Below are 25,440 nucleotides of genomic sequence, written 5' to 3'. Positions count from 1 at the left end.
GTTCGCCGGGGCCGGCGCCAACTCTCGACCACGCCCCGTGGTCCTCGCCGGTCTTGCACTTTGGTGCCCCGCAATCCAGGCGGAAAGGGGCATCACAAGGGCTCGAACTGCAAGATCGGCGAGGCGAGGGCGAGGACGGAAGGGCTAGGGAGTGGGGGCTCCTGTGTAGAACGCGGCTACTCGGGTGCCTGCCGTTTGAGCCTGCTCGGTGGGGGTGCCGGCCTCGATGCTCGCCCTTACCCAGCTGGTGCTGGACTCGGTGACGAAACGACGGCCCTCCTCCGAGGCCATCCAGTCGGCTGCGGCGGCCGGGTCGACGCCCGTACCGTCGGTGGCGAAGTGGGAGGCCAGGCCGACCAGCGCCAGGTCCCAGCCGATGCCGACGGCGCCCGGACCGTACTCGGCCCACCGCTGGTCGTCGACGTGCGCGACGTGTTCCAGCTCGAAACGGGTGCGACCGGGGCCGGCCTCGCGCAGCCGTACCTCGATCCAGCTCACCTCGCCGCCGAACTCCCAGGTGGCGGCGAACCCGTGCGGCGGGTCGCAGCGTTCGACGGTGCCGCTCGCGTTGCCTTCAAGCTGGTACCGGCCGCCGAGGCTCAGGTCACCGGAGACCGGCAGGAACCATCGCGGTATCCGTTCCGCGTTCGTGCAGGCGTCGAAGACGTCGGCGACGGGCGCGTCGTACGTCTGGGCGATGGTGAGCACCCGCGCCTGCCCGGCGGGGAGCGTACGGTCGCCGATGCGGCGCTCGACGGCGCTGATCTGCCCGGTCACGTCGATCATGGTTCGGTCCTCTCGTCGTCTGTGGTGTCCTCGCGCAGCCGTCGTTCGCGGCGGCCCCGGGCCAGCTCGGTGGCGAGCGCCGCCAGAGGCGGCGTCCAGAAGCGGCGGAACCCGTCCAGCCACGCGTCGATCTCGCGCAGCGGGCCGGGATCCACGGCGTAGAGGCGGCGGGTGCCCTCGGCGCGCACTGTGGTGAAGCCGTGGTCACGCAGCACCTTGAGGTGCTGGGAGACGGCGGGCTGGCTGATGCCGAACTCGCGCCGCACGGTTTCGCCGAGCGCGCCGGCGGGCTGCTCGCCGTCGGCGAGCAGCTCCAGGATCCGGCGCCGGACCGGGTCGCCGAGAACGTCGAAGGCGTGCACGACTTAGTTGTATCACGGACGGCTTATATAAGCGAGGACTGACGCGTCGCGGGGCGCCCGTCGCACCCGGGCGCCCCGCGTACCCCCGTGGGTCAGCCGCCGAGACGGGCGGCGACGGTACGGCGCAGCTCCGGGAGGCGGTCGTGCAGCAGCCCCGGGCACTGCGTGTCGTTGAAGTCCTTGTGCCCGTAGATCTCGGTGGGCGCGATGCCGTACTGCTGGCAGGTGAACGCGCAGAACGTGACGAGGCTGTTCCAGAGCGCCTGCGGCGGCTGCGCGTCCAGGTAGATGCCGTCGTTCTCGATGCCGATGGCCTGGCTGTTCTGCCCGACGCAGTGCGCGCCCTGCACCATGGTCTGCCCGTGCAGCAGCGCGTAGAGGCTGCCGTGCCGGCCCTCGGTCAGGTAGCCGCCCCGGCTGTTCGTGAAGTGCTGCCCGGAGTCGAGCCAGCCGTTGCCGTCCATGTGCAGATCCTGGATGTCGCGGGAGTTGCGGTACGCCTGGGCGAGGCTGTAGTCGCTGGTGTTCGGGAACGCCGTGTGGTGAACGATGATCTTGTTGGGCCGGCCGGCCACCACGCTCACCGGCGACGCGGGCGGGCGGGCGCCCCAGGTCGCACAGTTGGCGATGATCGGCTGGTCGACCCGGGTGGCGGCGGCCCGCGCGCCGGGGCCGGAGCCGATCTGGGTCAGTGTGCCGACGCCGGCGGCGGCGCCGAGCAGGACCGCGCCGCGCAGCACGGTCCGCCGGGGGACAGGGGTGGACATCGCAGCCTCCTCGGGAGGGGGCGGCCGGGCGTGGCGGGACCGGCACCGCCCGCCACGCCGGGGCCGGGGTCAGCAGGGTCCGTTGCAGGCCAGGACGCGCAGCCGGTCGAGGGAGCCGTTCCAGACGTTCTGGTCACCGGGGAAGACCCCGGAGGAGGACCACTGCCAGAACGAGTACGTGCCCCAGCCCGCCGGCAGTGTGCCGACGCTGCCGGCGTAGCGGGCGATCCACAGTGGGTTGTTGGCGGCGAACTGCGAGGTGTTGCCGGTGCAGGTGCTCCACCAGTCGGTGGTGGTGTAGATGGTGGCCCATCGGCCGGTGCGGGCGTGGTACTGGTTGACGAACGAGGCGATCCAGCTGCGCATCGACGCCTGGCTCAGGCCGTAGCAGGTCGCGCCGTACGGGTTGTACTCGATGTCCAGCGCGCCGGGCAGCGTCCGCCCGTCCTTCGACCAGCCGCCGCCGTGGTCGACGAAGTAGTTGGCCTGGGTGGCACCGCTCGTGGTGTCGGGGCGGGCGAAGTGGTACGAGCCGCGGATCATCCCGACGTTGTACGAGCCGTTGTACTGCTGGGCGAAGTACGGGTTGGTGTAGTACGTGCCCTCGGTCGCCTTGACGTACGCGAACCGGGCGCCGTTCGCCCACGCGCCGGACCAGTTCACGTTGCCCTGGTAGCTGGAGACGTCCATGCCGGGTAGTCCGGCCGGGGCGGCGGAGGCGGGTGCCGCCCCGGACAGGGTCGCGGCGGCGACGGTGACGGTGGCGAGCAGCGCGGCTCCGGCCGCGCGCAGCGCCGATCGGATCGAACTGTGCATCTGTCCTCCCTGGGGGTTGCCGCGCTCCGGCGGCGGGAGTATGACGAAGGGAACTGTCGTCATTAGGGCACAGGACGGAGAAACCTTTCAATAGCTTGCATCGAAGAATCTCACTGAATCGGGTGCTCAGCCGAGCTGGGCGAGCGCCTCGGCGGCGGCGCGCTCGCCGGCGGTCACCGCGCCCTCCAGATAGCCGCTCCAGCGGGTCGCGGTCTCGGTGCCGGCCCAGTGCACCCGGCCCACCGGCGTCCGCAGTTCCGGGCCGTACGCGCACCACGCGCCGGGCGGCAGGACGCCGCAGAAGCAGCCGCGCGTCCACTCGTCCGCCGACCAGTCGTACTCGACGAGGTCGTCGGGGCGCGCGGCGGCCGGGCCGAAGATCGCGGCGAGCGCCTCGCACAGCGCGTCCCGGCGGGCGTCCTCCGGCAGCCGGCGCAGCGCCCGGGCCTGCGTGCCGTAGCTGAACGCGGTGAGCACCCCGCCCGGCGCGTCCGGCAGCGAGTTGTCCACCGTTTCGGTGAGCGGCCCGGTGTCGGTGCTGGACACGCCGGAGCGGCCGTCGGCCCGCCAGAACGGTTCCGGATAGAGCGCGTGCACCTTGAGCGCCACACCCATCGGCATCCGCTGGGTCAGCCCGTCGCGCAGCGGCGGCAGCGGCGGGTCGTACCGGATGCGCCCGGCCAGCGTCGGCGCGAGCGCGACCACCACCGCGTCGCCGTGGTACGTCTCGCCGCCGGAGCGCACCCGCACGCCGTCGCCGTCCTGCGCGACGCCGTCCACCGGGGCGCGCAGGCACAGGCTCCCCGGCGGCAGCGCGGCGGCCATCCGCTCGGCCAGCGCGGCCGGACCGCCGGCGATCCGGTCCTGCTGGGCGCCGCCGGCCATGCGCAGCAGCGACCCGGTGCCGCCGCCGCTGCGCAGGTAGAACAGCATGTGCAGCAGCGAGACCTCGTCCGGCGATGCGGCCAGCAGCCCACCGGCGAGCATCCGGCCCGCGTACCCGGCGGTGACCGGGTCGGCCGCGCTCGCGTCGAGCCAGCCGCCGAACGTGATCCGGTCCCACAGTGCCGCCTCGGCGGCCCGCCACGGCGCGGCCGGGTCGAGCGCGCCCGCCATCTCGTCGAGCGTGCCCAGCAGCGCGGATAGCCCGGGCGGCTCGCCGGTGGCCGGGCGTCCGCCGAGCAGCAGCGCCGCCGCACCGTGCGCGGGGGAGGAGAACGTGGTCAGGCCGTACGCGGCGACGAGCGCGTACATCCGGTCCTGGGTCGGGCCGATCCACTGCGCGCCGAGATCGAGCCAGCCGCCGCCGGGTAGCGGGCGGCTCAGCGTCCGGCCGCCCACCCGGTCCCGGGCCTCCAGCACCCGCACCTGCGCGCCGGCCGCGTCCAGCGCGAGCGCGCAGGCCAGACCGGAGAACCCGGCTCCCACGACGACGACCCGGTGGCGGCGCACGCGACGGCGTACCCCGCTCCCGGCCGGATTCACCCGGCCCGGCGTGTCGAAACCGGCGTCGGCCGTTCGTGTGGAGGGTGAGAGGGCGGCGCGGGGCCGTCCGGTGACGAGGAGAAGCCGATGAAGCAGTACCTGATCAGCATGTACCAGCCGGCCGGCCAGGGCCGCCCGGACCCGGAGTTCCTGGCCGGGGTGATGCGCGAGGTCGAGGCCATCGGCCGGGACCTGCGGGAGGCGGGGTGCTGGGTGTTCGGCAACGGCCTGCACGACCCGCAGACCGCCACCGTGCTGCGCCCGGCCGGCGACGAGGTGCTGGTCACCGACGGGCCGTTCGCCGAGGGCAAGGAGTACCTGGGAGGCGTCACCATCATCCGGGCGGCCGACCTGGACGCCGCGCTGGACTGGGGCCGCCGCTACGCCCTCGCGACCACGCTGCCGATCGAGGTCCGCCCGTTCCAGGGCGAGGGATGACCGACGTCGAACGGGTCTTCCGGGCCGAGTACGGCCGCGCGGTGGCCGTCCTGGTCCGTCTCCTCGGCGACATCGACCTCGCCGAGGAGGCGGTCCAGGAGGCGTTCACCGTCGCCGTGACGCGATGGGCCGCCGACGGGCCGCCGGCCAGCCCGGCCGGCTGGATCATCACCACCGCCCGCAACCGCGCGATCGACAGGCTGCGGCGCGAGGCGACCCGGGCGGCCCGGCACGCCGAGGCCGCCCTGCTGCGCGCCGACGACGACCCGCCCGCCGAGGAGGGGCCCGTGCCCGACGACCGCCTGCGCCTGATCTTCACCTGCTGCCACCCGGCGCTCGCCGCTCCCGCCCGGGTGGCGCTGACGCTGCGCCTGCTCGGCGGCCTGAGCACCGCCGAGATCGCGCGGGCCTTCCTGGTGCCGGAGCCCACCATGTCGCAGCGCCTGGTCCGGGCCAAGGCGAAGATCCGCGACGCCGGTATCCCGTACCGGGTGCCGCGCGACGCGGACCTGCCGGACCGGCTGCGCGGCGTGCTCGCCGTGGTGTACCTGATCTTCAACGAGGGGCACACGGCGAGCGCGGGGGAACGGCTGGGCCGCGCCGAGCTGGGCGCCGAGGCGATCCGGCTGGGCCGGCTGCTGGTGACGTTGATGCCGGACGAGCCGGAGGCGCTCGGCCTGCTCGCGCTGATGCTGCTCACCGAGGCGCGCCGCGCCGCCCGGACCGGCCCGGACGGGGTGCCGGTGTCGCTGTCCGAGCAGGACCGCGCGCGGTGGGACCGGGAGCTCATCGCCGAGGGGCAGGACCTGGTCCGCCGGTGCCTGCGCCGGGACCGGCCCGGCCCGTACCAGATCCAGGCCGCGATCGGCGCGGTGCACGCGGACGCGCCCACCGCCGCCGCCACCGACTGGACCCAGATCCTCGCGCTCTACGACCAGCTCGCCGCCGTCGCGCCCGGGCCGGTGGTGGCGCTGAACCGGGCGGTCGCGCTCGCCGAGGTACGTGGGCCGGCGGCGGGACTGGCCGAAGTGGAGCGTCTGGACCTGGCCGGCTACCACGTGTGGCACGCCATCCGGGCCGACCTGCTGCGCCGGCTGGACCGTCCGAAGCAGGCGCGACAGGCGTACGACGCGGCGATCGCCGGCACCGGCAACGCGGCGGAGCAGACGTTCCTGCGCCGCGTCCGCGACCGGACGGCGGGATGATCACACCGGCAGTGCACGTAGGAGGCTGGTAGCCCCCAGAAGCGAGCGGTGATCGCCTGGGCATTGACGCGGCGGCAGAGAAAAGTACACTCCCGGTGTAATTAGTTTTTCCGCGCTCCGTCGACCGGCACGAGGTGACGATGAGCCCACCGGCCACAGCCACCGACGAACCGGGCCTGGCGCTGCACCACGTCGGCGTACGCTTCGGCGGTCTGGTCGCCCTCGACGACGTCTCGCTGCGGGTGCCGCCCGGCCGGATCGTCGGCGTGATCGGCCCCAACGGGGCCGGCAAGACCACCCTGTTCAACGTGGTCTGCGGCTTCGTCCGGCCGACCGACGGTTCGCTCACCCTCGACGGCCGGCCGTTCCGGCCCCGCCCGCACGCCCTCACCCGGCTCGGCATCGCCCGCACGCTCCAGGGCGTCGGCCTGTTCGCCGGGCTGAGCGTGCTGGAGAACGTGGTCGCCGGTGCCAGCCACACCGCCCGCGCCGGCTTCGCCGCCGCGCTGTTCGGCCTGCCCCGCAGCGACGACGACGAACGGCGGCTGCGCGCCCGGGCGCTGGACCTGCTCACCGAGCTGGGCATCGAGAAGTACGCCGACGCCGCGCCCGCCACCCTCCCTTACCCGGTGCGCAAGCGGGTCGCGCTGGCCCGCGCGCTGATCGCCCGGCCCCGGCTGCTGCTGCTCGACGAACCGGCCGGTGGTCTCGGCGCCGACGACGTGGCCGAGCTGGCCGACCTGGTCCGCGCGCTGCCCGGACGCGACGACGGCTGCGCCGTGCTGCTCGTCGAGCACCACATGGACCTGGTCATGTCGGTCTGCGAGGAACTGGTGGTGCTCGACTTCGGCAAGGTGATCGCGGCCGGGCCGCCGGAAGGCATCCGCGACGACCCCCGGGTCACCGAGGCGTACCTGGGCGCCGACGTGTCCGCCGAGCCGACCGGGAGCGCGTCGTGACCGCCGTGCTGGAGGTCGAGGCGCTCAGTTGCGGCTACGGACCCGTGCCGGTGCTGCGCGACGTCGCGTTCACCGTCCCGGCCGGCACCGTCACCGCCGTGCTCGGCGCCAACGGCGCGGGCAAGACCACGCTGCTGCGTACCCTCTCGGGTCTGCTGCGGCCCACCGGCGGCCGGGTCCGGTACGCGGGCGAGGACCTGCGCGGCGTCCGGGTGGAACACCTGGTCCGGCGCGGCCTGGCGCACGTGCCCGAGGGGCGCGGCGTGGTCACCGAACTGACGGTGGCGGAGAACCTGCGCCTGGGCGGGCTGTGGCGGCGCGACCGGGCCGACGCCCGGCGCGCGCTCGACGAGGTGTACGAGCTGTTCCCCGCCCTGGCCCGCCGCCGCGACCACGCCGGGCATCAGCTCTCCGGCGGGGAACGGCAGATGCTCGCCATCGGCCGGGCGCTGATCGCCCGGCCCCGGCTGCTGCTGCTCGACGAGCCGTCGCTCGGGCTGGCGCCCAAGGTGGCCGCGCAGATCATGGCGCTGCTGCGGCGGCTGCGCGACGAACGAGGGCTCACCGTGCTGCTCGTCGAGCAGAACGTGCGCACCGCGCTGTCCGTCGCCGACCAGGGCATCGTCATGTCGCTCGGGCGGGTCGTGACGGCCGCGCCGGCCGCCCGGCTGCGCGACGACGACCAGCTCCGGCACGCGTACCTCGGATTCTAGGAAGGGGTCGCGGATGGAGCGGTTCTGGTTCCTCACCTTCGACGGGCTCGCCGCCGGGGCGGTCTACGCGGCGTTCGCGCTCGCGCTGGTACTCATCTGGCGGGCCGCCCGGGTGGTCAACTTCGCCCAGGGCGCGATGGCCGTGGCCACCGCCTACGTCGGGTACGCGGTCGTCTCCGCCACCGGCTCGTACTGGCTGGGCCTGGCCGCCGCGATCCTGTCCGGGCTGGCCCTGGGCGCGCTGGTGGAGCGGGTGCTGATGCGGTTCGCCGGCCCCGGCGGCCCGCTCAACCAGGTGATCGTCGCGCTCGGCCTGGTGCTCGTCATCCAGGCGGTGCTCGGCATCGTCTTCGGCAACGACTACCGGCCCGCACCGGCGCCGTTCGACACCGACGCGCTCACCATCGGCGGGGTGGCCGCGCTGTCCCCGTACGACCTGTGGGTGCTCGGCGCGGCGCTGACGGTGGTGGCGTTGCTCGCGCTGCTGTTCACCCGTACCCCGGTGGGGTTGCGGATGCGGGCCGCCGCGTTCGCGCCCGAGGTCTCCCGGCTGCTCGGCGTCAGCGTCGGCCGGATGCTCACGCTGGGCTGGGCCCTCGCCGCCGGCGTCGGCGCACTCGCCGGCATGCTCGTCGTCCCCACCGGACTCGGCCTGCACTCGCACGCCATGGACCTGGTCTTCGTGGTCGCGTTCACCGCCGCCGTGGTGGGCGGCCTGGACAGCCCGGTGGGCGCGGTGGTCGGCGGCCTGCTGGTCGGGCTGATCCTGTCCTACGTCACCGGCTACCTGGGACCGGACACCACCCCGCTGGCCGTCCTGGTGCTGCTGCTGTCCGTCCTGCTGGTCCGCCCCGGCGGGCTCTTCTCCGCGGCGAGAGCGAGGCACGTGTGACGAGCACCCCCACCGAGATCGCGCCCGCCGCGCCGTCCCCGCTGCGGCGGCTGCTCCCCGGCGCCCCCGCCGGACGCGACGCGCGCGGCTCCACGCTGCTGCGCCACCTGGCTGTCGCCGTGTTCGCCGGCACGCTCGTCGTGCTGGTGACCAACCAGCTCGCGCCGTACCAGAACCTCCAGGTGGCGCGCGTGTGCGCGTTCCTCTGCGTCACCGCCGGGCACACCGTCCTGGTCGGACTCAACGGTCAGCTGTCGCTCGGGCACGGCGCGCTGATGGCCACCGGCGCGTACACCGTGGCGCTGACCCAGCAGGCCCTCGACGAGCGGGCCGTACGCGGCTGGTGGACGCTGCCCGCGTCGCTGCTCGTCGCCGTCGCGGTGACAGCGCTCGGCGGGCTTGTCGTCGGCCTGGCCGCGGCCCGGCTGCGCGGACCCTACCTGGCCGGCGTGACCCTGGCCGTGGCGACGCTCGTCCCGGCGGTCACCACGATCTTCACCGGTGTGTTCAACGGCGAGCAGGGGCTGCGGTTCCCGGCGCAGACGCCACCGGCGGCGCTCGGCGCCTACTTCCAGCCGGAACGCTGGCTGGCCTGGATCGCGCTGGCCGCCGCGCTGCTCACCATGCTGCTGCTGGCCAATCTGGTGCGCAGCCGCTTCGGCCGGTCCCTGCGGGCGGTCCGCGACGACGAGGTCGCGGCCCGGCTCGCCGGCATCCCGGTGGCCCGCACGCAGGTGCTCGCGTTCGTGGTCAGCGCCGCCTGCGCGGGCCTCGGCGGCGGCGTGTACGCGATGCTCACCGCCACCGTCGCACCCGGCAAGTTCCCGCTGGACCTGTCGCTGTTCCTGCTCATGGCGATCGTGATCGGCGGGCTGGGCAGCCTGGCCGGCGCGGTCTGGGGAGCGGTGCTGCTGGTCGCGCTCCAGGACCTGCCCGGCCTGCTCACCGAACACCTCAGCCTGTCCGCCGGGCTGGCCCGGCGGCTGGAGGGCAACCTCGCGCTCGCCGTGTTCGGCCTGATCCTCATCGTCGTCATGCTCGCCGCCCCGGGCGGCCTGCAGGGCGGCGTGCGTGCCGTCGGTGCCCGGCTGCGCGCCGCGCTGCGCCGCCGTCGCGCCACCCGCCGGTCGCCGGACCGCTGAGCCCACCGGTTCCACCCACCGTTCGCACCGTCGCACCGGAATGGAGAACCATGCGCCCCACCACCCGCCGCGTTCTCGCGGCCGCCGCCGGCCTGGCCCTGCTGGCCGCGCTGCCTGCCTGCGCCGACGACGAGAAGCAGGCCGCCGAGAACGTCCCCGGCGTCAGCGACTCCGAGGTCGTCATCGGCACCCACCAACCGCTCACCGGACCGGCCGCCCCCGGCTACTCGAAGATCTCCGCCGCCACCAAGGCGTACTTCGAGCACGTCAACGCCAAGGGCGGGGTGCACGGCCGGAAGATCGTCTACAAGGTCATGGACGACGGCTACAACCCGGCGAACACCGAGAACGTGGTCCGCAAGCTGGTGCTCGACGACAAGGTCTTCGCGCTGCTCGGTGGCCTCGGCACGCCCACGCACACGAACGTGCTGGAGTTCGTCAAGACGCAGAAGGTGCCGGACCTGTTCGTCGCCTCCGGCAGCCGCAACTGGAACCAGCCGGACAAGTACCCGACCACGTTCGGCTGGCAGCCCGACTACACAGTCGAGGGCAAGATCCTGGCCAGCTACGTCAAGCGGGAGTTCCCCGGCGCCAAGGTCTGCCACTTCGGGCAGAACGACGACTTCGGACGGGACTCGCTGGCCGGCGTCGAGCAGGTCCTCGGCCCGGTCGCGGCGAAGCAGACGTACACCACCACCAACCAGCAGGTCGGCCCGGCGATCGGGGCGCTGCGCGCGGCCGGCTGCCAGGTGGTCATCTCGGCCACCATCCCCGGCTTCACCGCGCTGGCCATGGGCCAGGCCGCCGGGCAGGGCTTCAGGGCGCAGTGGGTGGTCTCCAACGTGGGCGCCGACTACACCACGCTGTCGGCCCAGCTCGGCGACAAGAAGGTGATCCTCGAGGGCATGGTCGCCGACAACTACCTGCCGAACGTGGCCGACACCGCGAACCCGTGGATCCAGGAGTTCACCAAGATCCACCAGAGGTACAACGCGGGCAACCCGGTCGACGGCAACGCCATCTACGGCTACTCGATGGCATACACGTTCGTCCAGGCCATGCTCGCCGCCGGGCCCGACCCCACCCGGGAGAAGCTGGTCGAGGCCGTGCGCAAGGGCGGCTTCCGCGGGCCCGGCCTGACCCCCTTCCGGTACGCCGACGGCGTTCACGCCGGCTACGGCGGTGTGCGGCTCACGAAGGTGACAAACGGCGTGCAGGAGTACTTCGGTCCCGCGTACACCACCGACGACGGCGACGGCGCGGTCACCGAGTTCACCGAGCCGCCGACGAACCCGCCGGCGGAGGCCGTGCCGACGTCCTGACCGCCGTGCTGCCGCCGGGCGGCCGGGTGCCGACCGCCCGGCGGCACACACGTAGAGTGGCCGCCGGCAGACGAGCAACAGGAGATCCCGTACCCATGATCGAGGTGGAGACCGACCCGCCGGAGCGCGTGGACGGCCGGGCGGCGCGGGCCGAGCGGACCCGGGCCGCGATCGTGGAGGCGCACCTGACCCTGATCGACTCCGGTGACCTGCGGCCCACCGGAGAACGGATCGCCGAGCGGGCCGGGGTGTCGCTGCGCACCCTCTGGACCAACTTCAAGGACATGGAGACGCTGTTCGCCGCGACCGGGCGGCGAGTCGGCGAACGGCAGGCCGCGCTCTGGCGGCCGGTGTCGCCGGAGCTGCCGCTGACCGCCCGGATCGCCGCGTTCTGCGACCAGCGCGCCCGGCTGCTGGAGGTGCTGGCGCCCTCGGCCCGCGCGTCGGCGCTGCGGGAGCCGTTCTCCCCGCAGTTGCGCCGCAACCGGGAGGCGGCCATCGCCCGGGTACGCCAGGAGATCGAGGCGGTGTTCGCCCCGGAACTGGCGCAGGCCGGGCCGGGCCGCGCGCAGTTGCTGGACGCGCTGACGGTGGCCGGCACCTGGTCGTCCTGGTCGATGATGCGCGACTCGATGGGGCTCGACGTCGACGCCGCCCGCGCCGTGATGGCCCGTACGCTCGGCGCGCTGCTGGTCGACGCGATCGCCGCCGGCCTGCGCTGAGCGTCGCCGGTGGCCCGCGCTGAGCGCTTCCGGCGCTCTGCGTTGAGCGCTCCCCGCGGCCGGTCAGGCGAACTCGCCGGTGGCGGCGATCTCGCCGAGCTGGCCCAGCGTGCTCAGGTAGGCGTCGTGCAGCTCGTCGGTGGCCGCCGTGCACGCGTCGGAGACGGTGACGATGCGATATCCGTTGTCGACCGCCTGGTAGGCGGTGGCGGCGACGGCCAGGTTCGTCGCGACGCCGGTGAACACCACGGTCCGCACGCCCCGGCCGCGCAGGATCAGGTCCAGGTCGGTGCCGGAGAATCCGCCGAGCCGGGTGGAGGTGACGACCACGTCGCCGGGCTGCCGCGCGACCTCGTCGACGATCCGGGTCTTCGGGTCGCCCTCCAGGAACGCCCCGCGTTCGGCGATCATCGCGAAGCTCGGGGTGTTGGCGATCAGGTCCGGATAGCCGGGCCGGTAGGCGACCCGGGTGAAGACCACGAGGCCGCCCGCGGCCCGCGCGGCGGCAGCGACCCGCGCCGCGTTCGCCGCCACGCCGTGCCGGGCCACCTGATCGGCGAAGTACGCGCCGAAGACGCCGTCGGGGCTGACCACCTCGGGTTGCCAGTGGACGCCCACGACCGCGGTGTATGCCCAGTCGATGCGCTGCATGTCGGTCCCGTCAGGGTGCGGAGAGCTGCTGCGGCGCCAGCTCGTAGCGGCTCAGGCCGCCGGCGGCGGTGCTCCTGCCGAAGGCGTCCCGGCGCCCCCAGCGGCCGGGGACGTCGAGCAGCGCCACGTAGTCGAGGCTAGCAGGCAGGGCGGGCCGGGCCACGAGATCGTCGCCGACCGGCCGCAGGCCGAGCATCGTCCGCAGGAGCAGCAGTGGAGCTCCGGCCGACCAGGCCTGCGGGCTGCACGCGGTCGGATACCGGATCGGGTAGCGGGTCTCGGACCGGGCGTGCCCGGCGAACGCCTCCGGCAGCCGGCCGTCGTAGAAGGCCGCCGCGTCCAGGATGCCGGCCGCGATGCGGGCCGCCTCGTCGGCGTACCCGTAGCGCCGCAGGCCCCAGGCGATCAACGAGTTGTCGAACGGCCAGATGGTCCCGACGTGGTAGCCGACCGGGTTGTAGCGGGCCTCGCCCTCGGCCAGCGTGCGGACACCCCAGCCGCTGAACATCGCCGGTGACATCAGGTGCCGCACCAGCGCCTCGGACTTCGGCTCCTCGACGATGCCGCTCCACAGCAGGTGGCCGATGTTCGACGACAGGGCGTCCACCTTGCTGCCGTCGCCGTCCAGCGCCAGCGCCATGTACTCGCCGTCGTCGATCCAGAAGTCGTGGTTGAAGCGGCGCTTGAGGTCGGCGGCGTCCCGCTCCAGCCGGTCCGCGTACGCCGGGTCGTGCCAGATCTCGCGGGCCAGCCGGGCGGTGCGCACCTTCGCGTCGTACGCGTACCCCTGGAGTTCGCAGGTGGCGCGCGGGAAGCTCGGCAGCCGGCCGTCGCGGTAGGAGATGCCGTCCCAGGAGTCCTTCCAGCACTGGTTCTCCAGACCGTTCACCGGGTTGCGCCGCTCGTAGGAGACGTAGCCGTTGCCGGCCCGGTCGGCGTAGTGGTCGATCCAGTCGACCGCCGCCCGCGCCTCCTGCTCCACCGCCCGTACGAGGGCGGCGTCGCCGGTCCACCGCTCGTACTCGTCGAGCAGCACGAGGAACAGGGGAGTGGCGTCCGCGCTGCCGAAGTAGGGGCTGTGCGGTGCCTCGTCGAAGACGGTCAGCTCGCCGTAGCGCATCTCGTGCAGGATCCGGCCCGGCTCCTCCTCCCGGAAGTCGTCGATCCGGCTGCCCTGCCGGAAGGCGAGCACTGTCAGCGTGGTGGCGGCGAGCTCGGGTGCGAACGGCAGCGCCTGGAGGCTGGTGAGGATGCTGTCGCGACCGAACAGGCACATGAACCACGGCAGCCCGGCGGCCAGGACGCACCCGGCCCCGGCGAGGAACGGGCTGAACCGCAGCGCGGCCAGGTCGATCAGGCTCTGCCGGTAGGTGTTCTGCAACGGTCCCCAGCTGGTCTCCAGGCGCGGTGCCCGGTCCAGCCACTCCCGTAGCTCGGCGGGCTTGTTCCGGGCGCGGCCCTCGGCCCGCCCGGGCAGGCTGAGCCGCTCCAGCCCGCGGGGCAGGGGGAGGTCCGGCTCGGCGGTCAGCCGGGTCTGCCACCGGCCGTGCGGTTCGATGTGCACGCGCATCGTCAGGCCGTTCTCGTCCACCTGCGCCGGTGCCGTCGCCGACACGATCGTCTCGCGGCGGAACCGTTCGCGCTGGTAACCCAGGACGAGTCGCGGGCCGTCGATCCGCCGGTAGTGCCGCCCCTGGCGGTCCGTCGTGCCCTCCTTGACCGCGAAGAGGTCCGCGAAGTCCGCGTCCGCCTCGATCCGTACGGTCAGGTCGACGGGCCGCCGGTCGTTGTTGACCAGGAGCAGATCCTCCTGGAGTCCGCTGTTCAGCGTGTGGGTGCGGCGCACCTCGAGCGTGCTGTTGACGTAGACGTCCTGACTACCCGGAACCAGGTAGAACCGGTTCTCGAAGTACTGGATGTCGTCGATGGACAGCGTGCTGAGCCGCTCGCCGTCGATGGTGAGCTGCCACCGGGACAGCAGGCGGGTGTCATGGGCGAACAGGCCGTGGGTGGCGTCGGCCGACGGGACGATGTCGCCCGACCGGTCGCAGACCAGGAAGATCGTCCCGTCGAAGATGCCGACGTGGTCGTCACCCATTGTCGTCTCCCCGGTGTCGTTCCGGGCGCGAGCCGGGCGGGGAGGGGAACAGCCGGCGTACGGTCGCGAACAGCCGCGGGCTGCCCTCCACCTCGGCCTCGCCGCGCAGGACCGTGGTCAGGAAGTACGCCTCACCCCGCGCGATCCGGTCGAAGACGGCCCGGTCCGCCCGGACGACCGCGTCCCCGCCGGTGGTCTGCCGTGCCGCGGTGACCTCGCCCCGGGCGATGGAGACCAGCCAGTGGTCGACCGACCCGTCGCCGGCGATGTCGAACCGGACGGTGCCCTCGTGGAGCGCCGTCAGCCCGCGCTGCCTGCGCTGCCCCAGGCCCCGGAAGAACTCTTCGGTGGCGTCGGCCATCGGCCCTCCTCCCGGTGGCGCTATTCCCCGCCACGGGGGCTGTCGCCTCACCCGGAGCGGGTGAAATCGGGGCTAGTCCTCGCGCAGGCGGCGCAGGATCCGGGCCAGTTCGGCCCGGTCGTCCGGTGAGAGCGCGCCGAAGAACCGTTCCGCCTCGGTGGCCCGGGCCTGCCGGATCGCCGTGCCCACCCGCTCGCCCTCGGCGGTGGGCGCGACCAGCGTGGCCCGCCTGTCGCCCGGGTCGGGCCGTCGCTCGACCAGACCCCGCTCCTGCAACCCGTCGACCACCTCGGTCGCCGAGCGCGGCGCGATGCGGAGGTGTTCGGCGAGCGCGCCGGGCCGCAGCGCGCCGTGGCGGATCAGCACGCCGAGCGCCCGCGCCTGCCCGGGGCTGATCTCCCACGGCTCCAGCGCGCGCTTGGTCTGGTGCCGCAGCCGGCGGGTCACCGCCCAGAACGTCTCGGCCAGGCTCTCGTCGCTGCCGTTCACGGGGAATACGGTAACAGCCTTTCGTGTTGTTCCCTCATGTTGAGGTAACCTCAGCATCGTCCCCCACACGAGGAGCACAGTTGGATCGCATCCCCGACGGCCGCCGTGACGGCCGCACCGTCTCCCCGGCCGAGAAGGCCCAGGCCCGCGACGTGTCCCTGCGCCGCATCGGCGGCCTGTTCACCGCCCACCGAGGCCCGCTCGCCGCCGTCGTGGCGATCATCGTGGCGTCCTCGATCATCGCGATGGCCACGCCGTTCCTGCTGCGTACCGTGATCGACAGGGCCCTGCCCGAGCGTGACCTGACGCTGCTGGCCTGGCTGGTCGCGGGCATGGTCGCGGTCGCCGCCGTGACCGCCGTGCTCGGCGTCGCGCAGACCTGGATCTCCACCCGCGTCGGTCAGGAGGTCATGCACCGGCTGCGCGCCGACGTCTTCGCCCACCTCCAGCGGCAGTCGATCGGCTTCTTCGTGCGCACCCGCACCGGGGAGGTCCAGTCCCGCATCACCAACGACATCGGCGGCATGCAGGCGGTGGTCACCTCCACCGCCACCTCGATCGCCGCCAACCTCACCACTGTGGTCGCCACGACCGTCGCCATGCTGGCGCTGAGCTGGCGCCTCACCCTCGTCTCGGCGGTCGTGCTGCCGCCCGCGCTCTGGCTCACCCGCCGGGTCGCCCGGCTGCGCCGGGAGATCACCGCCCAGCGCCAGCGTGAACTGGCCGACCTCACCGTGACCATCGAGGAAGGGCTGTCGGTCAGCGGCGTACGGCTGGCCAAGACGCTCGGCACCGGACCGGCCCTGGTCGACCGGTTCACCGCCTCCTCGGCCCGCCTGGTCGACCTGGAACTGCGCTCGGAGCTGGCCGGGCGCTGGCGGATGGCCGCCATGAGCATCGTCTTCGCCGCCATCCCCGCGGTGATCTACCTGAGCGCCGGCCTGCCCGGCACCGCCGGCACGCTCACCATCGGCACGCTCGTCGCGTTCACCGCGCTCCAGGGCAACCTGTTCCGGCCGCTGATGGGCCTGCTCAACGTCGGCGTCACGCTCACCGCGTCCCTCGCGCTGTTCGCCCGCATCTTCGAATACCTCGACCTGCCCGTCGAGGTCGCCGAGCCGGCCCGCCCGGTCCCGCTGGACCCGGCCACCGCCCGCGGCCACCTGCGGGTCGAGGACGTCACCTTCAGCTACCCGGGCAGCGACACCGCCGCCCTCGCGGGCGTCAGCCTGGACGTCCCGGCCGGCACCAGCCTGGCGCTGGTGGGGGAGACCGGCTCCGGCAAGAGCACGCTCGCCGCGCTGATCAGCCGGCTGCACGACCCGGACGCCGGCCGCATCACCATCGACGGGATCGACCTGCGCGACCTGCGCCCGGCCGACCTGGCCGCCGTCGTGGGCGTGGTCAGCCAGGAGACGTACCTGCTGCACGGCACCGTGCGGGACAACCTCCGGTACGCCCGCCCGGACGCCACCGACGCCGACATCGAGGCCGCCGCCCGCGCCGCCCGCATCCACGACCTCGTCACCGCGCTGCCCGACGGGTACGACACCATGGTCGGCTCGCGCGGCCACCGGTTCTCCGGCGGCGAGCAGCAGCGCCTGGCGATCGCCCGGACCCTGCTGCGCGACCCGCGGATCCTGGTGCTGGACGAGGCGACGAGCGCGCTGGACACCGAGACCGAACGCGCGGTCCAGCGGGCGCTGGACGAGCTGGCCCGGGGCCGCACGGTGGTGACCATCGCGCACCGGCTCTCCACCGTCCGCGACGCCGACCGCATCGCGGTGCTCGACCACGGCCGGATCGTCGAATCCGGCACCCACGACGCGCTGCTGGACCGTCGCGGCCGGTACGCCGCCCTGGTCGGCTGAACGTAGGGGAGGCGGCCGCCCGGACGGAGACCCGTGGCGCTCCCGGGCACTGCCAGATCGGCGGGCCGCGCGGCCAGCCCTGCGCCCGCCAGGCCCGCCCCGACACCACCGCCGTCCCGGCTGACCGCCCCGGGCTCAGACCTGGGGCGGCTCCGGCTCGCCCGGGCGGGGCCGCTGTCCCGGAGCCGGACGCGGCGCAGGCGGGGGGAGCAGCGGCTCCAACGGGGTGAAGGAGTCCACCGGCCCGCCCGGCCGCGATCCACGCCGCGCCCGGCCCGCCTCGCCGGGCATCCCTCGCGCGTCCCGTGCCGCGCCCGCCGGCCCGGTCCCGTCGGCAGGCGGTGCCGTGGCGGCCGGCTCGCCGTCCTTCCCGGCCCGCGCCGCCGCCGGCCGCTCGCGCCGGTCGCGTTCCTCGGCGTACTCGGCACGGCGCCGGGCCAGGTCACGCTCGCACTCCAGCGCGATGCGCTGCTCCCAGTACGGCTGGAGCAGCTTGCGCACCCGCTCGTCCAGGTGGACCGTGACGTCCGGCTCGCAGGCGAACGTCACCTCGCCGCGCGCGTACGTCCAGGGTGGCGGATCCTCGTCGGCGAGCGCGGCGGTCAACGCGGCGTGCAGGTCGCGCGGACGGTGCGGCGGCACCTCCGCCGCGCACCGCACGGCCAGCCGGTTCAGGCGCTGCGTGGCCTGCTGCTGGAAGTAGTCCACGTACCAGCCGAACAGCTCCGGCCGGGCTGTCTCCGACGACCAGGTGTAGGTGGCGCGTACCAGGAACACGTACACCTGGCCCTGCGCCGGCACCACGAGCGGCTCCGGGACGCGCCGGTCGACTGTGGTCACCGGCGTCACCGGCTCCTCGGTCCACCAGAGCTGCCGCAGCGTGGGCTGCGCGCCGTCCCAGAAGCGCCGGGTCCGCACGCGCGCCGCCTCGCCCAGTGCCCGCGCCCGCCCGGCCCACCGCCGCCGCCGGGTGTCCACAGGCGCGCCGGGCTTCGGCCGGCCGCCGCCCGGCTCGGGCCCCTCCGGCACCGCGGTCATCGCACCCCCTCCATGCCGGATCGCCGCACCACGTCCCGCGGCGTCACCGGGACGCGCGGGCCGTCGGGCGAGGGGTGGCCGGACCGCCGTGGCGGTCCGCGATCCACGCTAACAACCCCGAGCCGTGTACGCGCGCAGCCGCGCGCACGGCGGTTCCGCCCGGCCAGGGGCGGGCGCTGACCGATCGGACGAGCCGTCCCGTAGTCCTATCCGTGGGACTCGGAGCGGGTTCGGTCCCGTTCACGGGACCGACCATCCAGAGTCGATCGGCGCACCTTGATCCGTGATCGAAGCGCTTCGTAGCGTGAGGCTCCGCGATCCTTCGGGGGAGGACCAGAACGCATGGGCGTAGACGCTCGTCAGGCCGCCGGCCAGGCCGTGACATACCTGCGGTCCCTGGCCGAGCGGCAGTACGACCGGGTCTGGACCCCGGACTTCCTGCACCTCACCCCCGACGTGCAGGGCTTCGCCGTGTTCCACCGCGGCGGCCTGGTGCTGGTCTACGGCGCGGTGTCGCCGGACGACCCGGCCCGCTGGGTGTTCCGGATGGCCTGCGCGGCCGGTGCCGACGTGCCGGACATCTCCGGGGCGATGGCCTGGGCGAACATCCGCAACCGGCTGGCCGAGGCGGGGCGCTACTACTGCGTGGTGAAGGCCGACCAGAGCGCCTGCCACGTGGTGTTCGCGCTCGACGTGCGCAGCCCGCTGCTCCACGACGTCATGGCGCCCGAGGCGCGGGCGGCGCGGGAACTGCTGCACTTCTCGCTCGCGGTGTGCGTGCACAACGCCGTGGCGGACTTCCGCGACCTGGCGTCCTACCTGCCGGCGCGGCCCCTGGCGCCGACCGAGATCGACTCCTGGACTTTGTTCGCCGGCACGCAGGACTGATCTGGCGTCAGCAGGGCAAGGGCGTCTTCGTGACCGACCCGAAGACCTGGATGCGAGAGCCGTAACCGGCGTCGGTCCAGCAGGCCCGCAGGTCGTCGTGTGACTCGCCATACTGTCGGCGATGACTGAGGACGTGCGTACCGAAGACGGTTGTCGCCTGTGGGCCGACCAGGTCGGCGCCGGAGCGCCGCTGGTGCTTTGCCACGGCGGTCCGGGCCTGTGGGACCACCTCGGCCCGGTCGCCCGGCTGCTGGACCGGCACGCCCGTGTCATCCGGTGGGACCAGCGCGGCTGTGGGCGCTCCCAGCGGCGTGGTCCGTACACGATCGGCCGTTCCGTCGCCGACCTCGACGCGGTACGCGAACACCTGGCCGGACCGCGGACGGCGGTGCTGGGCCACTCGTGGGGCGCGCACCTGGCGCTGCGGTACGCGATCGAACACCCGGAACGGGTCAGTCACCTGATCTACGTGTCCGGCACCGGCATCGACCCCGAACGCGGCTGGCATCCGCACTACGAGCGGAATCTCAGGCGGCGGCTCGGGCCTCATCTGAACCGGTGGGAGGTGCTGGGTGCACGCACCCTGACGCCTGCCGAGGAACGCGAACGGGCGATCCTGCAGTGGTCGGCCGACTTCGCCGACCCCGACGCGGCCATGACGCACGCCGAGGGCATGGCCACACCGTGGCTGGGCATCAACCACGACTGCAACCGGGCCCTCAACGCCGAGGTGAAGCAGGAGCTCAGGGAATCCGACATCGCCGCGCGGTGCCGCACACTCGACCTGCCCGTACTGATCATCGACGGCCCCGAGGACATCCGTCCCCGCTGGGGCGTCGACTCGCTGGAGGAGGCGCTGCCGAACTGCGAGCGGGTCAGCCTCCCCGGATCCGGTCATCTGCCGTGGGTCGAGAACCCGCACGACTTCCGCCGGGCGGTGACCACCTTTTTCGAGACGACGATGTAACCCGGCTTTCCCCTCCCGTCAGGCATGCTTCTCACGCTGTGAAGATCTTGGTACGAAAGGGCCCTCATGGGGGCCGTTTCGTACCAAGATCTGTTCGTGTCCTGTCTGGTGAGACGGGAGTCTCGAAAAGGCTCGCCCGGTGTCGCCAAGAAATCGACGCAGCAACATTTATGGATGTTCGGATGGTGTCGGCGCGTCGATCGTGCTGGTCGGATGGCGGAACGGACATCGCCGTTCGACGATGACAGGAGGGACCGTGCGCACACCATCCCGTGCGTTGACGGGGACCACCGCGCTGCTGATGGCAGCCGGGCTGGTCCTGACCGCCGCTGGCGGCGGCCAGGCGGCACCCCGGGAACAGACCCGTACCCAGGCGCCACCCGACCACCTGCCGGGCGACCGGCACGACACCAAGGCCACCGACAACCGCAAGGGCCGCGTTCTCGCCAGCGACCGGCAGCGCGACCGCGCCGCCGCGCTCGGCGCCCGCGTGCGCTGGACCGACTTCGGTACGCCCGCCACGCTCACCTCCACCGGCAAGCCCCTCGCCACCGGGCTGCCCGCCGACCCGGCCGCCGCCGCGCGCGCGTACGTCGCAGCCAACCGGGACGTGCTGGGCCTGACCGCCGAGGGTGCCGCCGCGCTGGAGCTGCTGACGGTGGCGCCGATGGGGCAGGGCGCGACGGTACTGTTCCGGCAGCGCTTCGGCGATCTGCCGGCCGCCGTCGACGGCATGCTGTCGATCGGCGTACGCGACGGAGCGGTGTGGCACGTCAGCTCCTCGCTCGCCCGTGACGCCGGTACGCCGGCCCCCGCCACGATCAGCGCCGAGCAGGCCCGTACCGCCGCCATCGCCGACGCCGGCCGTGCCGACGCGCAGGTCGTGCGTACCTCATTGGTCGCGGTGCCCACCGCGGACCGTGGGCCGCGCGCGGCGTGGGAGGTGGTCCTCGGCGCGGACACCACCGGCGCGGACCCGGCCGCCTTCTCCACCTACGTGGACGCCCGCGACGGCGCGGTGCTGGTCCGCGAGGACCTGATCGACCACGACGCCGACCACGCCTCGTGGGAGGTCTTCCCGAACTCGCCGCGTGTCGACAAGTCGTCGGCCGACACCCGCAAGCGGTGGTGCGCCGTGCCGGCGCGCGGCTGCGCCGAGGTGGTGCGCGTGCCCGGGCACCCGGCGTGGGACGTGGACCCGGCCACCGGCCAGTCCACCACCACGACCAAGGGCAACAACGCGATCGCGGTGCAGAACTGGAACAGCAACGATCCGTTCAGCGTCGGCACCGAGACCGCGACGCCGCGCCCGGACCGCCGGTACGACTACCCGTGGACGAACCAGTGGCAGGAGCAGCGCTGCAACCCGGAGGTGTTCACGTCGCCGCAGGCGAACGACATCGACGCGGCGCGGGCGAACCTGTTCGCCATGCACAACCGGATGCACGACTGGACCTATCACCTCGGGTTCACCGAGGAGACCTGGAACATGCAGCAGGACAACCTCGGCCGTGGCGGGCTCGGTAACGACCCCGAGCAGGGCAACGCGCAGGCCGGCGGCATCAGCGGCGGTCCGCCCGCGTTCGCGGCGCGTAACAACGCCAACCAGATCACCCCGCCGGACGGCGTCGCGCCGACCACCAACATGTACCTGTGGCAGCCGATGGCGGGCTCGTTCTACGCGCCCTGCGTCGACGGCGACTTCGACATGTCGGTGATCGCCCACGAGTACGGCCACGCGGTCACCAACCGCATGATCGCCGGCCCGAGCGCCGGAGTCAGCTCGCCGCAGGGCATGAGCGAGAGCTGGTCGGACCAGCTCGCCATGGAGTACCTGTTCGAGCACGGGTACGCCGCACCCGGCCGGCGCGGCTTCACCATCGGTGAGTACACCACCGGGGACCCGAACGCGGGTATCCGCAACTACAACATGAGCGCCAGCCCGCTCAACTACAGCTCGGTCGACTACGACCTCGTCGGCCTCCAGGTGCACGCCTCCGGTGAGGTGTGGAGCGCCACGAACGCCGACATCCGGGCGGCCATGATGCGCCGGTGGGGCAGCGGCACCCCGGCCGTGCAGAAGGCGTGCGCGACCGGCGCCCGCGACGTCACCGCCTGCCCGGGTAACCGGCGCTGGATCCAGCTGGTCTTCGACTCGTTCCTGCTGATGTCGGTCAGCCAGGTCAGCATGGTCGACGCCCGGGACGCGATGCTCGCCGCCGACCGGATCCGCTTCGGCGGGGCCAACCAGGATCTGCTGTGGAACGCGTTCGCCGGGCGCGGCCTCGGTGAGACCGCGGCCAGCGTCGGCCACACCGACGCCGACCCCACGCCGGGCTTCACCTCGCCGTACGCGCGGGAGGCCGCGCTGCGGTTCCTGCCGGTCGGCGAGCGCGGGCCGGTGGCCGGCGCGCAGCTGTTCGTCGGGCGCTACCAGGCGCGGGCCGTCCCGGTGGCGGACACCGACGCCGCCACCCCGCTCACCGACCGGGTCGACCTGGTGCCCGGCACGTACGAGTTCGTGGTGCGGGCGCCCGGCTACGGCCACACCCGGATCGGCCCGGTGACCGTCAAGGCGGGTCAGAACCGGACGCTGCCGGTGACGTTGCGACCCAACCTGGCCTCGGCCACCGCGGGCGCGGCGGTCACCGGTGACGGGATCAACCTGCCGCAGATCGCCGACGACGACGAGGCCACCAACTGGGCCGCGCTCGGTGCGCCGGTCGCCGGCCGGCAGGTCACCGTCGACCTGGCCGGTGACGTCCAGCAGGTACGCCGGGTGCAGGTGAGCGCCATGCTGCGCCCGCCGGTGGCAGGTGACGCCGACGCCGGCACCCAGAGCCGGTACTCCGCGGTACGGCAGTTCCGGGTCCTGGCGTGCACCGCGACCGGGCCGGTGACCTGCGCCGACGCGGCGGACTTCCGGCCGGTGTACACCAGCCGGCCGGACGCGTTCCCGGCCGTCGCGCCGCGGCCCCGGGCGCCCGAGCTGATCATGCGGTCGTTCGACATCCCGCGTACCAAGGCCACGCACCTGCGCGTCGAGGTGCTGACCAACCAGTGCACGGGTGCGCCGGACTACGCCGGTGAGCAGGACGACGACCCGCGGGCGGCGACCGACTGCGCCACCGCCAGCCCGCAGGCGCAGAACGTGCGGATCGCCGAGTTCCAGGCGTTCACGCGCTGACACACACGGCGGGTGCGGACGGGCGACCGAGGTCGTCCGTCCGCACCCGCCACCGTGCGTTCACGCGCGGTTCGGGTCGCCGTCGCCGGATCGGGACTGTACGGCGGGCAGGATCCTCGACAGACTGAGCATCGATCGGCCATCAATGCCGATCGATGCGCTGTCGTCCCGTTCAAGGAGGATCCCTTGACCCCGTTCCGCGCCGCCGTCACCCGCGTACGCCGCGCCCTCGCCGCGTCCGCCCTGGTCACCGCCGTTGCCGCCGCCGCGCTCGTCGCACCGTCCACGGTCTCCACCCGCCTCGCCGAATCCGCCGCGGCAGCCGTCTACGGCTCCTGCACGCAGTCCCGCTGCGCCGACGCGCGCACCGCGCGATCCGGCTGGTCCGCGAAGAGCTTCCCGACCAGCCGCGGCTGGTACTCGTGGAGCGGCGGCCAGTGCAACTTCGCCGGCGGCCGGTTCTACAACTACGAGGGGCAGCTGCCCACCGGCGCCACCTACTACGAGTACGACGTGTACCCGCGCGCCTGCAACGCCTCCCGGGACGCGTACCGGATCGTGGTCAACAAGAGCACCGGGGCGACCTGGTTCTCGCCCGACCACTACGCCAACTTCTACCGGCTCTGAGCAGCCTCGGCGCCGGCCGGGCCCGCTGTGCCCGGCCGGTGCCGTCGGGAAGGGACGGACCATGGGCGCAGCGTCCGCGCAGCCGCCGGCCTGGCTCGTGTACGACGGCACGCCGCCCGAGCCGGACGGCGGCGCGGCCGTACCGGGCTCGGGCGGTGACCCGCAGCCGGGCGGCGGGGCAATGCCGGGCGGCGTGCTGATTTCCGGCGCGCAGGCCCGGACCCGGGCCACGCTGCACGAGACGCTGGCCGGGGCGCTGGAGCTGCCCGGCTGGTACGGCCGCAACTGGGACGCCCTCGCCGACGCGCTCGCCGACCGCCTCGACTCCGGTCCGCTGACGCTGGTCGTGACCGACGCGGCGGACCTGCTCGCCGACGAGCCGCCCGCCCAGCTCGGCACGCTGCTGGACGTGCTCGGCGCGGTCGCCGCCGGTGGGCACGAGACGCTGCGGGTGGTGCTGCGCGACGACCCGGACCGACTGCGCGCCCTGCGTGACCGCGTGGCCGCCGTGCTCGGCGGGCGGGTGGGCGCCCCGCCTCCCGCAACCGGCTGACCGGGTGCCGTTTCGCCGCCACCTCCCCGATGCGGCGGCCTCGTGCGGTGAGCATGGCCGCCAGCTCGGCGAGGTGGTGGGGTCTGGTGGGTGGGGATGCGGCCACTTCGGGGAGGTGGTGGGCCGATCGCCAGTTCGGGGAGGTGGTGGGGTTCGGTGGGGAGGGATGCGGCCACCTCGGCGAGGTGGTGGGCCGGGCGCCGGTTCGGGGGAGTGGCGGGTCTGGTGGGTGGGGATGCGGCCACCTCGGGTGGTGGGCCGGGCGCCGGTTCGGCGAAGTGGCGAAGGTGAGGGTGAGTGCGAGCCGGGTGGTGAGGGCGCGGGTCGCGTCGGCGGCCTGGGCGGGACACGCCGGACCGCGCGGGGTCAGGCCGGCTGGTCGAGGATGGCGCTGAAGCGTTCCTCGGCCAGGTCGAGCTGGGCGAGGATGTGTTGCTTCACCGGTGCCGACAGCGGTGTGTCGGGCCGGGCGACCAGGTCGCGGAAGACCGGCACCAGCGGGCGGTACTTGGCGGCGGCGCGGGCCACCTTCGGCCCGACCGTGTGGATCACGCCCACACCGTTGTCGGTGAAGTCGGACACCTTGATCACCCGCGCCCAGGGCTCCCGTTCCAGGCTGGCCGCCACATGTTCCCGGTACTGCTCGTCGCGGTCCCGCCCCGGGTCGTACGCCGGGTTGGTGACCGCCGCGACCAGCCGGGCGACCCGCGACCCGAACCGGCCGGACAGCGCGGCGAGCGCCGCCGAGGTCACGTCGGGCCCGGTGGCCGAAGGGCCGAGCCCGGCCAGCTCGGCGGGATGGTCCTCGACCGCGTCGTGCAGCAGCCCGGCGACGATCACGTCCACGTCCCGCACCTGGTAGTGGTGCATCAGCCGGATCGCCACCCGCAGCAGGTGGTTGAGGTACGGCTCGCGTACCCGCCGGTCGTCGCGGTGCAGGTCGGCGGCCAGGTCGAGCGCCTCGGTCAGCCGGTCGCGGGCGGTCTCGTCGAACGCCTCGATCTCCAGCCGGAACCGGGCCAGCAGGCCGGGCTCGCCGTGGATCTCGGTGATCGCGTGCATCGGCATGGTGGCGAGGTACGCGGGGAACTCCATGCGTCC

The 25,440-nt window shown here is 73.6% G+C and carries 25 protein-coding genes; 14 read left to right on the top strand and 11 right to left on the bottom strand.

The genetic code is table 11. The features are described from left to right. Positions 1-144: 144 nt before the first annotated feature. From ACPCK6_RS09570 to ACPCK6_RS09550, 5 genes are all read right to left on the bottom strand, one after another. A complete protein-coding gene (locus ACPCK6_RS09570; RefSeq protein WP_423480893.1) occupies positions 145-786 on the bottom strand; it encodes an SRPBCC family protein in 642 nt (213 codons plus the stop codon). Further along, a complete protein-coding gene (locus ACPCK6_RS09565; protein WP_396882513.1) occupies positions 783-1,148 on the bottom strand; it encodes an ArsR/SmtB family transcription factor in 366 nt (121 codons plus the stop codon). Before ACPCK6_RS09565 ends, ACPCK6_RS09570 begins: the two co-directional genes overlap by 4 nt. A gap of 92 nt (positions 1,149-1,240) precedes the next feature. Further along, entirely contained in the window at positions 1,241-1,915 is a 675-nt protein-coding gene (locus ACPCK6_RS09560) for a peptidoglycan recognition protein family protein (RefSeq protein ID WP_423480892.1), read from the bottom strand. 69 nt (positions 1,916-1,984) lie between these two features. Beyond that, a complete protein-coding gene (locus tag ACPCK6_RS09555) occupies positions 1,985-2,731 on the bottom strand; it encodes a lysozyme (RefSeq protein ID WP_396882515.1) in 747 nt (248 codons plus the stop codon). Between the two features lie 126 nt (positions 2,732-2,857). After that, positions 2,858-4,312: a flavin monoamine oxidase family protein gene (locus ACPCK6_RS09550; protein ID WP_423480906.1), complete on the bottom strand. Its 1,455-nt coding sequence runs from the start codon at positions 4,310-4,312 to the stop codon at positions 2,858-2,860. Here ACPCK6_RS09550 and ACPCK6_RS09545 point away from each other — a divergent pair. The 8 genes from ACPCK6_RS09545 (at position 4,304) to ACPCK6_RS09510 (ending at position 11,609) form a co-directional block, all read left to right on the top strand. Beyond that, entirely contained in the window at positions 4,304-4,654 is a 351-nt protein-coding gene (locus tag ACPCK6_RS09545) for a YciI family protein (RefSeq protein ID WP_423480891.1), read from the top strand. The two genes, ACPCK6_RS09550 and ACPCK6_RS09545, sit on opposite strands and share 9 nt — an antisense overlap. Next, positions 4,651-5,859, top strand: coding sequence for an RNA polymerase sigma factor (locus tag ACPCK6_RS09540; protein WP_423480890.1), 1,209 nt, complete (start codon positions 4,651-4,653; stop codon positions 5,857-5,859). The genes ACPCK6_RS09545 and ACPCK6_RS09540 overlap by 4 nt, the downstream gene beginning before the upstream one ends. Positions 5,860-5,999: 140 nt before the next feature. Beyond that, a complete protein-coding gene (locus tag ACPCK6_RS09535) occupies positions 6,000-6,818 on the top strand; it encodes an ABC transporter ATP-binding protein (RefSeq protein ID WP_423480889.1) in 819 nt (272 codons plus the stop codon). Then, positions 6,815-7,531 (top strand): ABC transporter ATP-binding protein, encoded by a 717-nt coding sequence (locus ACPCK6_RS09530; protein ID WP_013286723.1) that lies wholly within the window; start codon positions 6,815-6,817, stop codon positions 7,529-7,531. The genes ACPCK6_RS09535 and ACPCK6_RS09530 overlap by 4 nt, the downstream gene beginning before the upstream one ends. Positions 7,532-7,544: 13 nt before the next feature. Beyond that, positions 7,545-8,423, top strand: coding sequence for a branched-chain amino acid ABC transporter permease (locus ACPCK6_RS09525; RefSeq protein WP_396882520.1), 879 nt, complete (start codon positions 7,545-7,547; stop codon positions 8,421-8,423). After that, positions 8,420-9,565, top strand: coding sequence for a branched-chain amino acid ABC transporter permease (locus ACPCK6_RS09520; RefSeq protein WP_423480888.1), 1,146 nt, complete (start codon positions 8,420-8,422; stop codon positions 9,563-9,565). The genes ACPCK6_RS09525 and ACPCK6_RS09520 overlap by 4 nt, the downstream gene beginning before the upstream one ends. A gap of 50 nt (positions 9,566-9,615) precedes the next feature. Then, a complete protein-coding gene (locus tag ACPCK6_RS09515; RefSeq protein ID WP_423480887.1) occupies positions 9,616-10,887 on the top strand; it encodes an ABC transporter substrate-binding protein in 1,272 nt (423 codons plus the stop codon). Between the two features lie 95 nt (positions 10,888-10,982). Then, positions 10,983-11,609 (top strand): TetR/AcrR family transcriptional regulator, encoded by a 627-nt coding sequence (locus tag ACPCK6_RS09510; RefSeq protein ID WP_396882525.1) that lies wholly within the window; start codon positions 10,983-10,985, stop codon positions 11,607-11,609. A 63-nt stretch (positions 11,610-11,672) separates the two neighbouring features. On the opposite strand, the gene ACPCK6_RS09505 is transcribed toward ACPCK6_RS09510, so the two are convergent. From ACPCK6_RS09505 to ACPCK6_RS09490, 4 genes are all read right to left on the bottom strand, one after another. Continuing rightward, positions 11,673-12,260: a cysteine hydrolase family protein gene (locus tag ACPCK6_RS09505; protein ID WP_423480886.1), complete on the bottom strand. Its 588-nt coding sequence runs from the start codon at positions 12,258-12,260 to the stop codon at positions 11,673-11,675. Positions 12,261-12,270: 10 nt separating this feature from the next. Beyond that, positions 12,271-14,358: an amylo-alpha-1,6-glucosidase gene (locus ACPCK6_RS09500; RefSeq protein WP_423480885.1), complete on the bottom strand. Its 2,088-nt coding sequence runs from the start codon at positions 14,356-14,358 to the stop codon at positions 12,271-12,273. Next, positions 14,351-14,719, bottom strand: coding sequence for an SCP2 sterol-binding domain-containing protein (locus tag ACPCK6_RS09495; protein ID WP_423480884.1), 369 nt, complete (start codon positions 14,717-14,719; stop codon positions 14,351-14,353). The genes ACPCK6_RS09500 and ACPCK6_RS09495 overlap by 8 nt, the downstream gene beginning before the upstream one ends. A gap of 72 nt (positions 14,720-14,791) precedes the next feature. Continuing rightward, complete coding sequence (locus ACPCK6_RS09490) at positions 14,792-15,208, bottom strand: MarR family winged helix-turn-helix transcriptional regulator (protein ID WP_423480883.1); 417 nt, start codon at positions 15,206-15,208, stop codon at positions 14,792-14,794. An 89-nt stretch (positions 15,209-15,297) separates the two neighbouring features. Here ACPCK6_RS09490 and ACPCK6_RS09485 point away from each other — a divergent pair, with 89 nt between their 5' ends. Then, a complete protein-coding gene (locus tag ACPCK6_RS09485) occupies positions 15,298-17,079 on the top strand; it encodes an ABC transporter ATP-binding protein (RefSeq protein WP_423480905.1) in 1,782 nt (593 codons plus the stop codon). Between the two features lie 135 nt (positions 17,080-17,214). Here the strand turns inward: ACPCK6_RS09485 and ACPCK6_RS09480 are convergent, their stop codons facing one another. Further along, entirely contained in the window at positions 17,215-18,117 is a 903-nt protein-coding gene (locus ACPCK6_RS09480) for a hypothetical protein (RefSeq protein ID WP_396882529.1), read from the bottom strand. A 342-nt stretch (positions 18,118-18,459) separates the two neighbouring features. On the opposite strand from ACPCK6_RS09480, the gene ACPCK6_RS09475 reads away from it, so the two are divergent. From ACPCK6_RS09475 to ACPCK6_RS09455, 5 genes are all read left to right on the top strand, one after another. Continuing rightward, positions 18,460-19,005 (top strand): hypothetical protein, encoded by a 546-nt coding sequence (locus tag ACPCK6_RS09475; RefSeq protein WP_423480882.1) that lies wholly within the window; start codon positions 18,460-18,462, stop codon positions 19,003-19,005. A gap of 121 nt (positions 19,006-19,126) precedes the next feature. Beyond that, on the top strand, positions 19,127-19,972 hold the full coding sequence (locus ACPCK6_RS09470; protein ID WP_423480881.1) for an alpha/beta fold hydrolase: 846 nt from the start codon (positions 19,127-19,129) through the stop codon (positions 19,970-19,972). Between the two features lie 277 nt (positions 19,973-20,249). Further along, entirely contained in the window at positions 20,250-23,159 is a 2,910-nt protein-coding gene (locus ACPCK6_RS09465) for a M36 family metallopeptidase (protein ID WP_423480880.1), read from the top strand. A gap of 186 nt (positions 23,160-23,345) precedes the next feature. Then, complete coding sequence (locus tag ACPCK6_RS09460; protein WP_423480879.1) at positions 23,346-23,786, top strand: ribonuclease domain-containing protein; 441 nt, start codon at positions 23,346-23,348, stop codon at positions 23,784-23,786. Between the two features lie 61 nt (positions 23,787-23,847). Continuing rightward, positions 23,848-24,339 carry a barstar family protein gene (locus ACPCK6_RS09455; protein ID WP_423480878.1) on the top strand — a complete coding sequence of 164 codons (492 nt, stop codon included), beginning with the start codon at positions 23,848-23,850 and terminating at the stop codon, positions 24,337-24,339. Between the two features lie 366 nt (positions 24,340-24,705). Here the strand turns inward: ACPCK6_RS09455 and ACPCK6_RS09450 are convergent, their stop codons facing one another. Continuing rightward, positions 24,706-25,434: an HD domain-containing protein gene (locus ACPCK6_RS09450; RefSeq protein ID WP_396882536.1), complete on the bottom strand. Its 729-nt coding sequence runs from the start codon at positions 25,432-25,434 to the stop codon at positions 24,706-24,708. Positions 25,435-25,440 lie beyond the last annotated feature (6 nt).

It is taken from the genome of Micromonospora sp. AB353 (assembly GCF_049538395.1).
GTDB classification, from domain to species: domain Bacteria; phylum Actinomycetota; class Actinomycetes; order Mycobacteriales; family Micromonosporaceae; genus Micromonospora; species Micromonospora aurantiaca.
Note: the sequence above shows the minus strand (reverse complement) of the source record. Positions and strands in the feature narration are given on the sequence as shown.

Coding starts and splice junctions, on each gene's coding strand:
- ACPCK6_RS09570 (WP_423480893.1), bottom strand. CDS start 786: ATGATCGACGTGACCGGGCAGATCAGCGCCGTCGAGCGCCGCATCGGC.
- ACPCK6_RS09560 (WP_423480892.1), bottom strand. CDS start 1,915: ATGTCCACCCCTGTCCCCCGGCGGACCGTGCTGCGCGGCGCGGTCCTG.
- ACPCK6_RS09555 (WP_396882515.1), bottom strand. CDS start 2,731: ATGCACAGTTCGATCCGATCGGCGCTGCGCGCGGCCGGAGCCGCGCTG.
- ACPCK6_RS09545 (WP_423480891.1), top strand. CDS start 4,304: ATGAAGCAGTACCTGATCAGCATGTACCAGCCGGCCGGCCAGGGCCGC.
- ACPCK6_RS09540 (WP_423480890.1), top strand. CDS start 4,651: ATGACCGACGTCGAACGGGTCTTCCGGGCCGAGTACGGCCGCGCGGTG.
- ACPCK6_RS09535 (WP_423480889.1), top strand. CDS start 6,000: ATGAGCCCACCGGCCACAGCCACCGACGAACCGGGCCTGGCGCTGCAC.
- ACPCK6_RS09525 (WP_396882520.1), top strand. CDS start 7,545: ATGGAGCGGTTCTGGTTCCTCACCTTCGACGGGCTCGCCGCCGGGGCG.
- ACPCK6_RS09515 (WP_423480887.1), top strand. CDS start 9,616: ATGCGCCCCACCACCCGCCGCGTTCTCGCGGCCGCCGCCGGCCTGGCC.
- ACPCK6_RS09510 (WP_396882525.1), top strand. CDS start 10,983: ATGATCGAGGTGGAGACCGACCCGCCGGAGCGCGTGGACGGCCGGGCG.
- ACPCK6_RS09505 (WP_423480886.1), bottom strand. CDS start 12,260: ATGCAGCGCATCGACTGGGCATACACCGCGGTCGTGGGCGTCCACTGG.
- ACPCK6_RS09500 (WP_423480885.1), bottom strand. CDS start 14,358: ATGGGTGACGACCACGTCGGCATCTTCGACGGGACGATCTTCCTGGTC.
- ACPCK6_RS09495 (WP_423480884.1), bottom strand. CDS start 14,719: ATGGCCGACGCCACCGAAGAGTTCTTCCGGGGCCTGGGGCAGCGCAGG.
- ACPCK6_RS09480 (WP_396882529.1), bottom strand. CDS start 18,117: ATGACCGCGGTGCCGGAGGGGCCCGAGCCGGGCGGCGGCCGGCCGAAG.
- ACPCK6_RS09475 (WP_423480882.1), top strand. CDS start 18,460: ATGGGCGTAGACGCTCGTCAGGCCGCCGGCCAGGCCGTGACATACCTG.
- ACPCK6_RS09470 (WP_423480881.1), top strand. CDS start 19,127: ATGACTGAGGACGTGCGTACCGAAGACGGTTGTCGCCTGTGGGCCGAC.
- ACPCK6_RS09455 (WP_423480878.1), top strand. CDS start 23,848: ATGGGCGCAGCGTCCGCGCAGCCGCCGGCCTGGCTCGTGTACGACGGC.
- ACPCK6_RS09450 (WP_396882536.1), bottom strand. CDS start 25,434: ATGGAGTTCCCCGCGTACCTCGCCACCATGCCGATGCACGCGATCACC.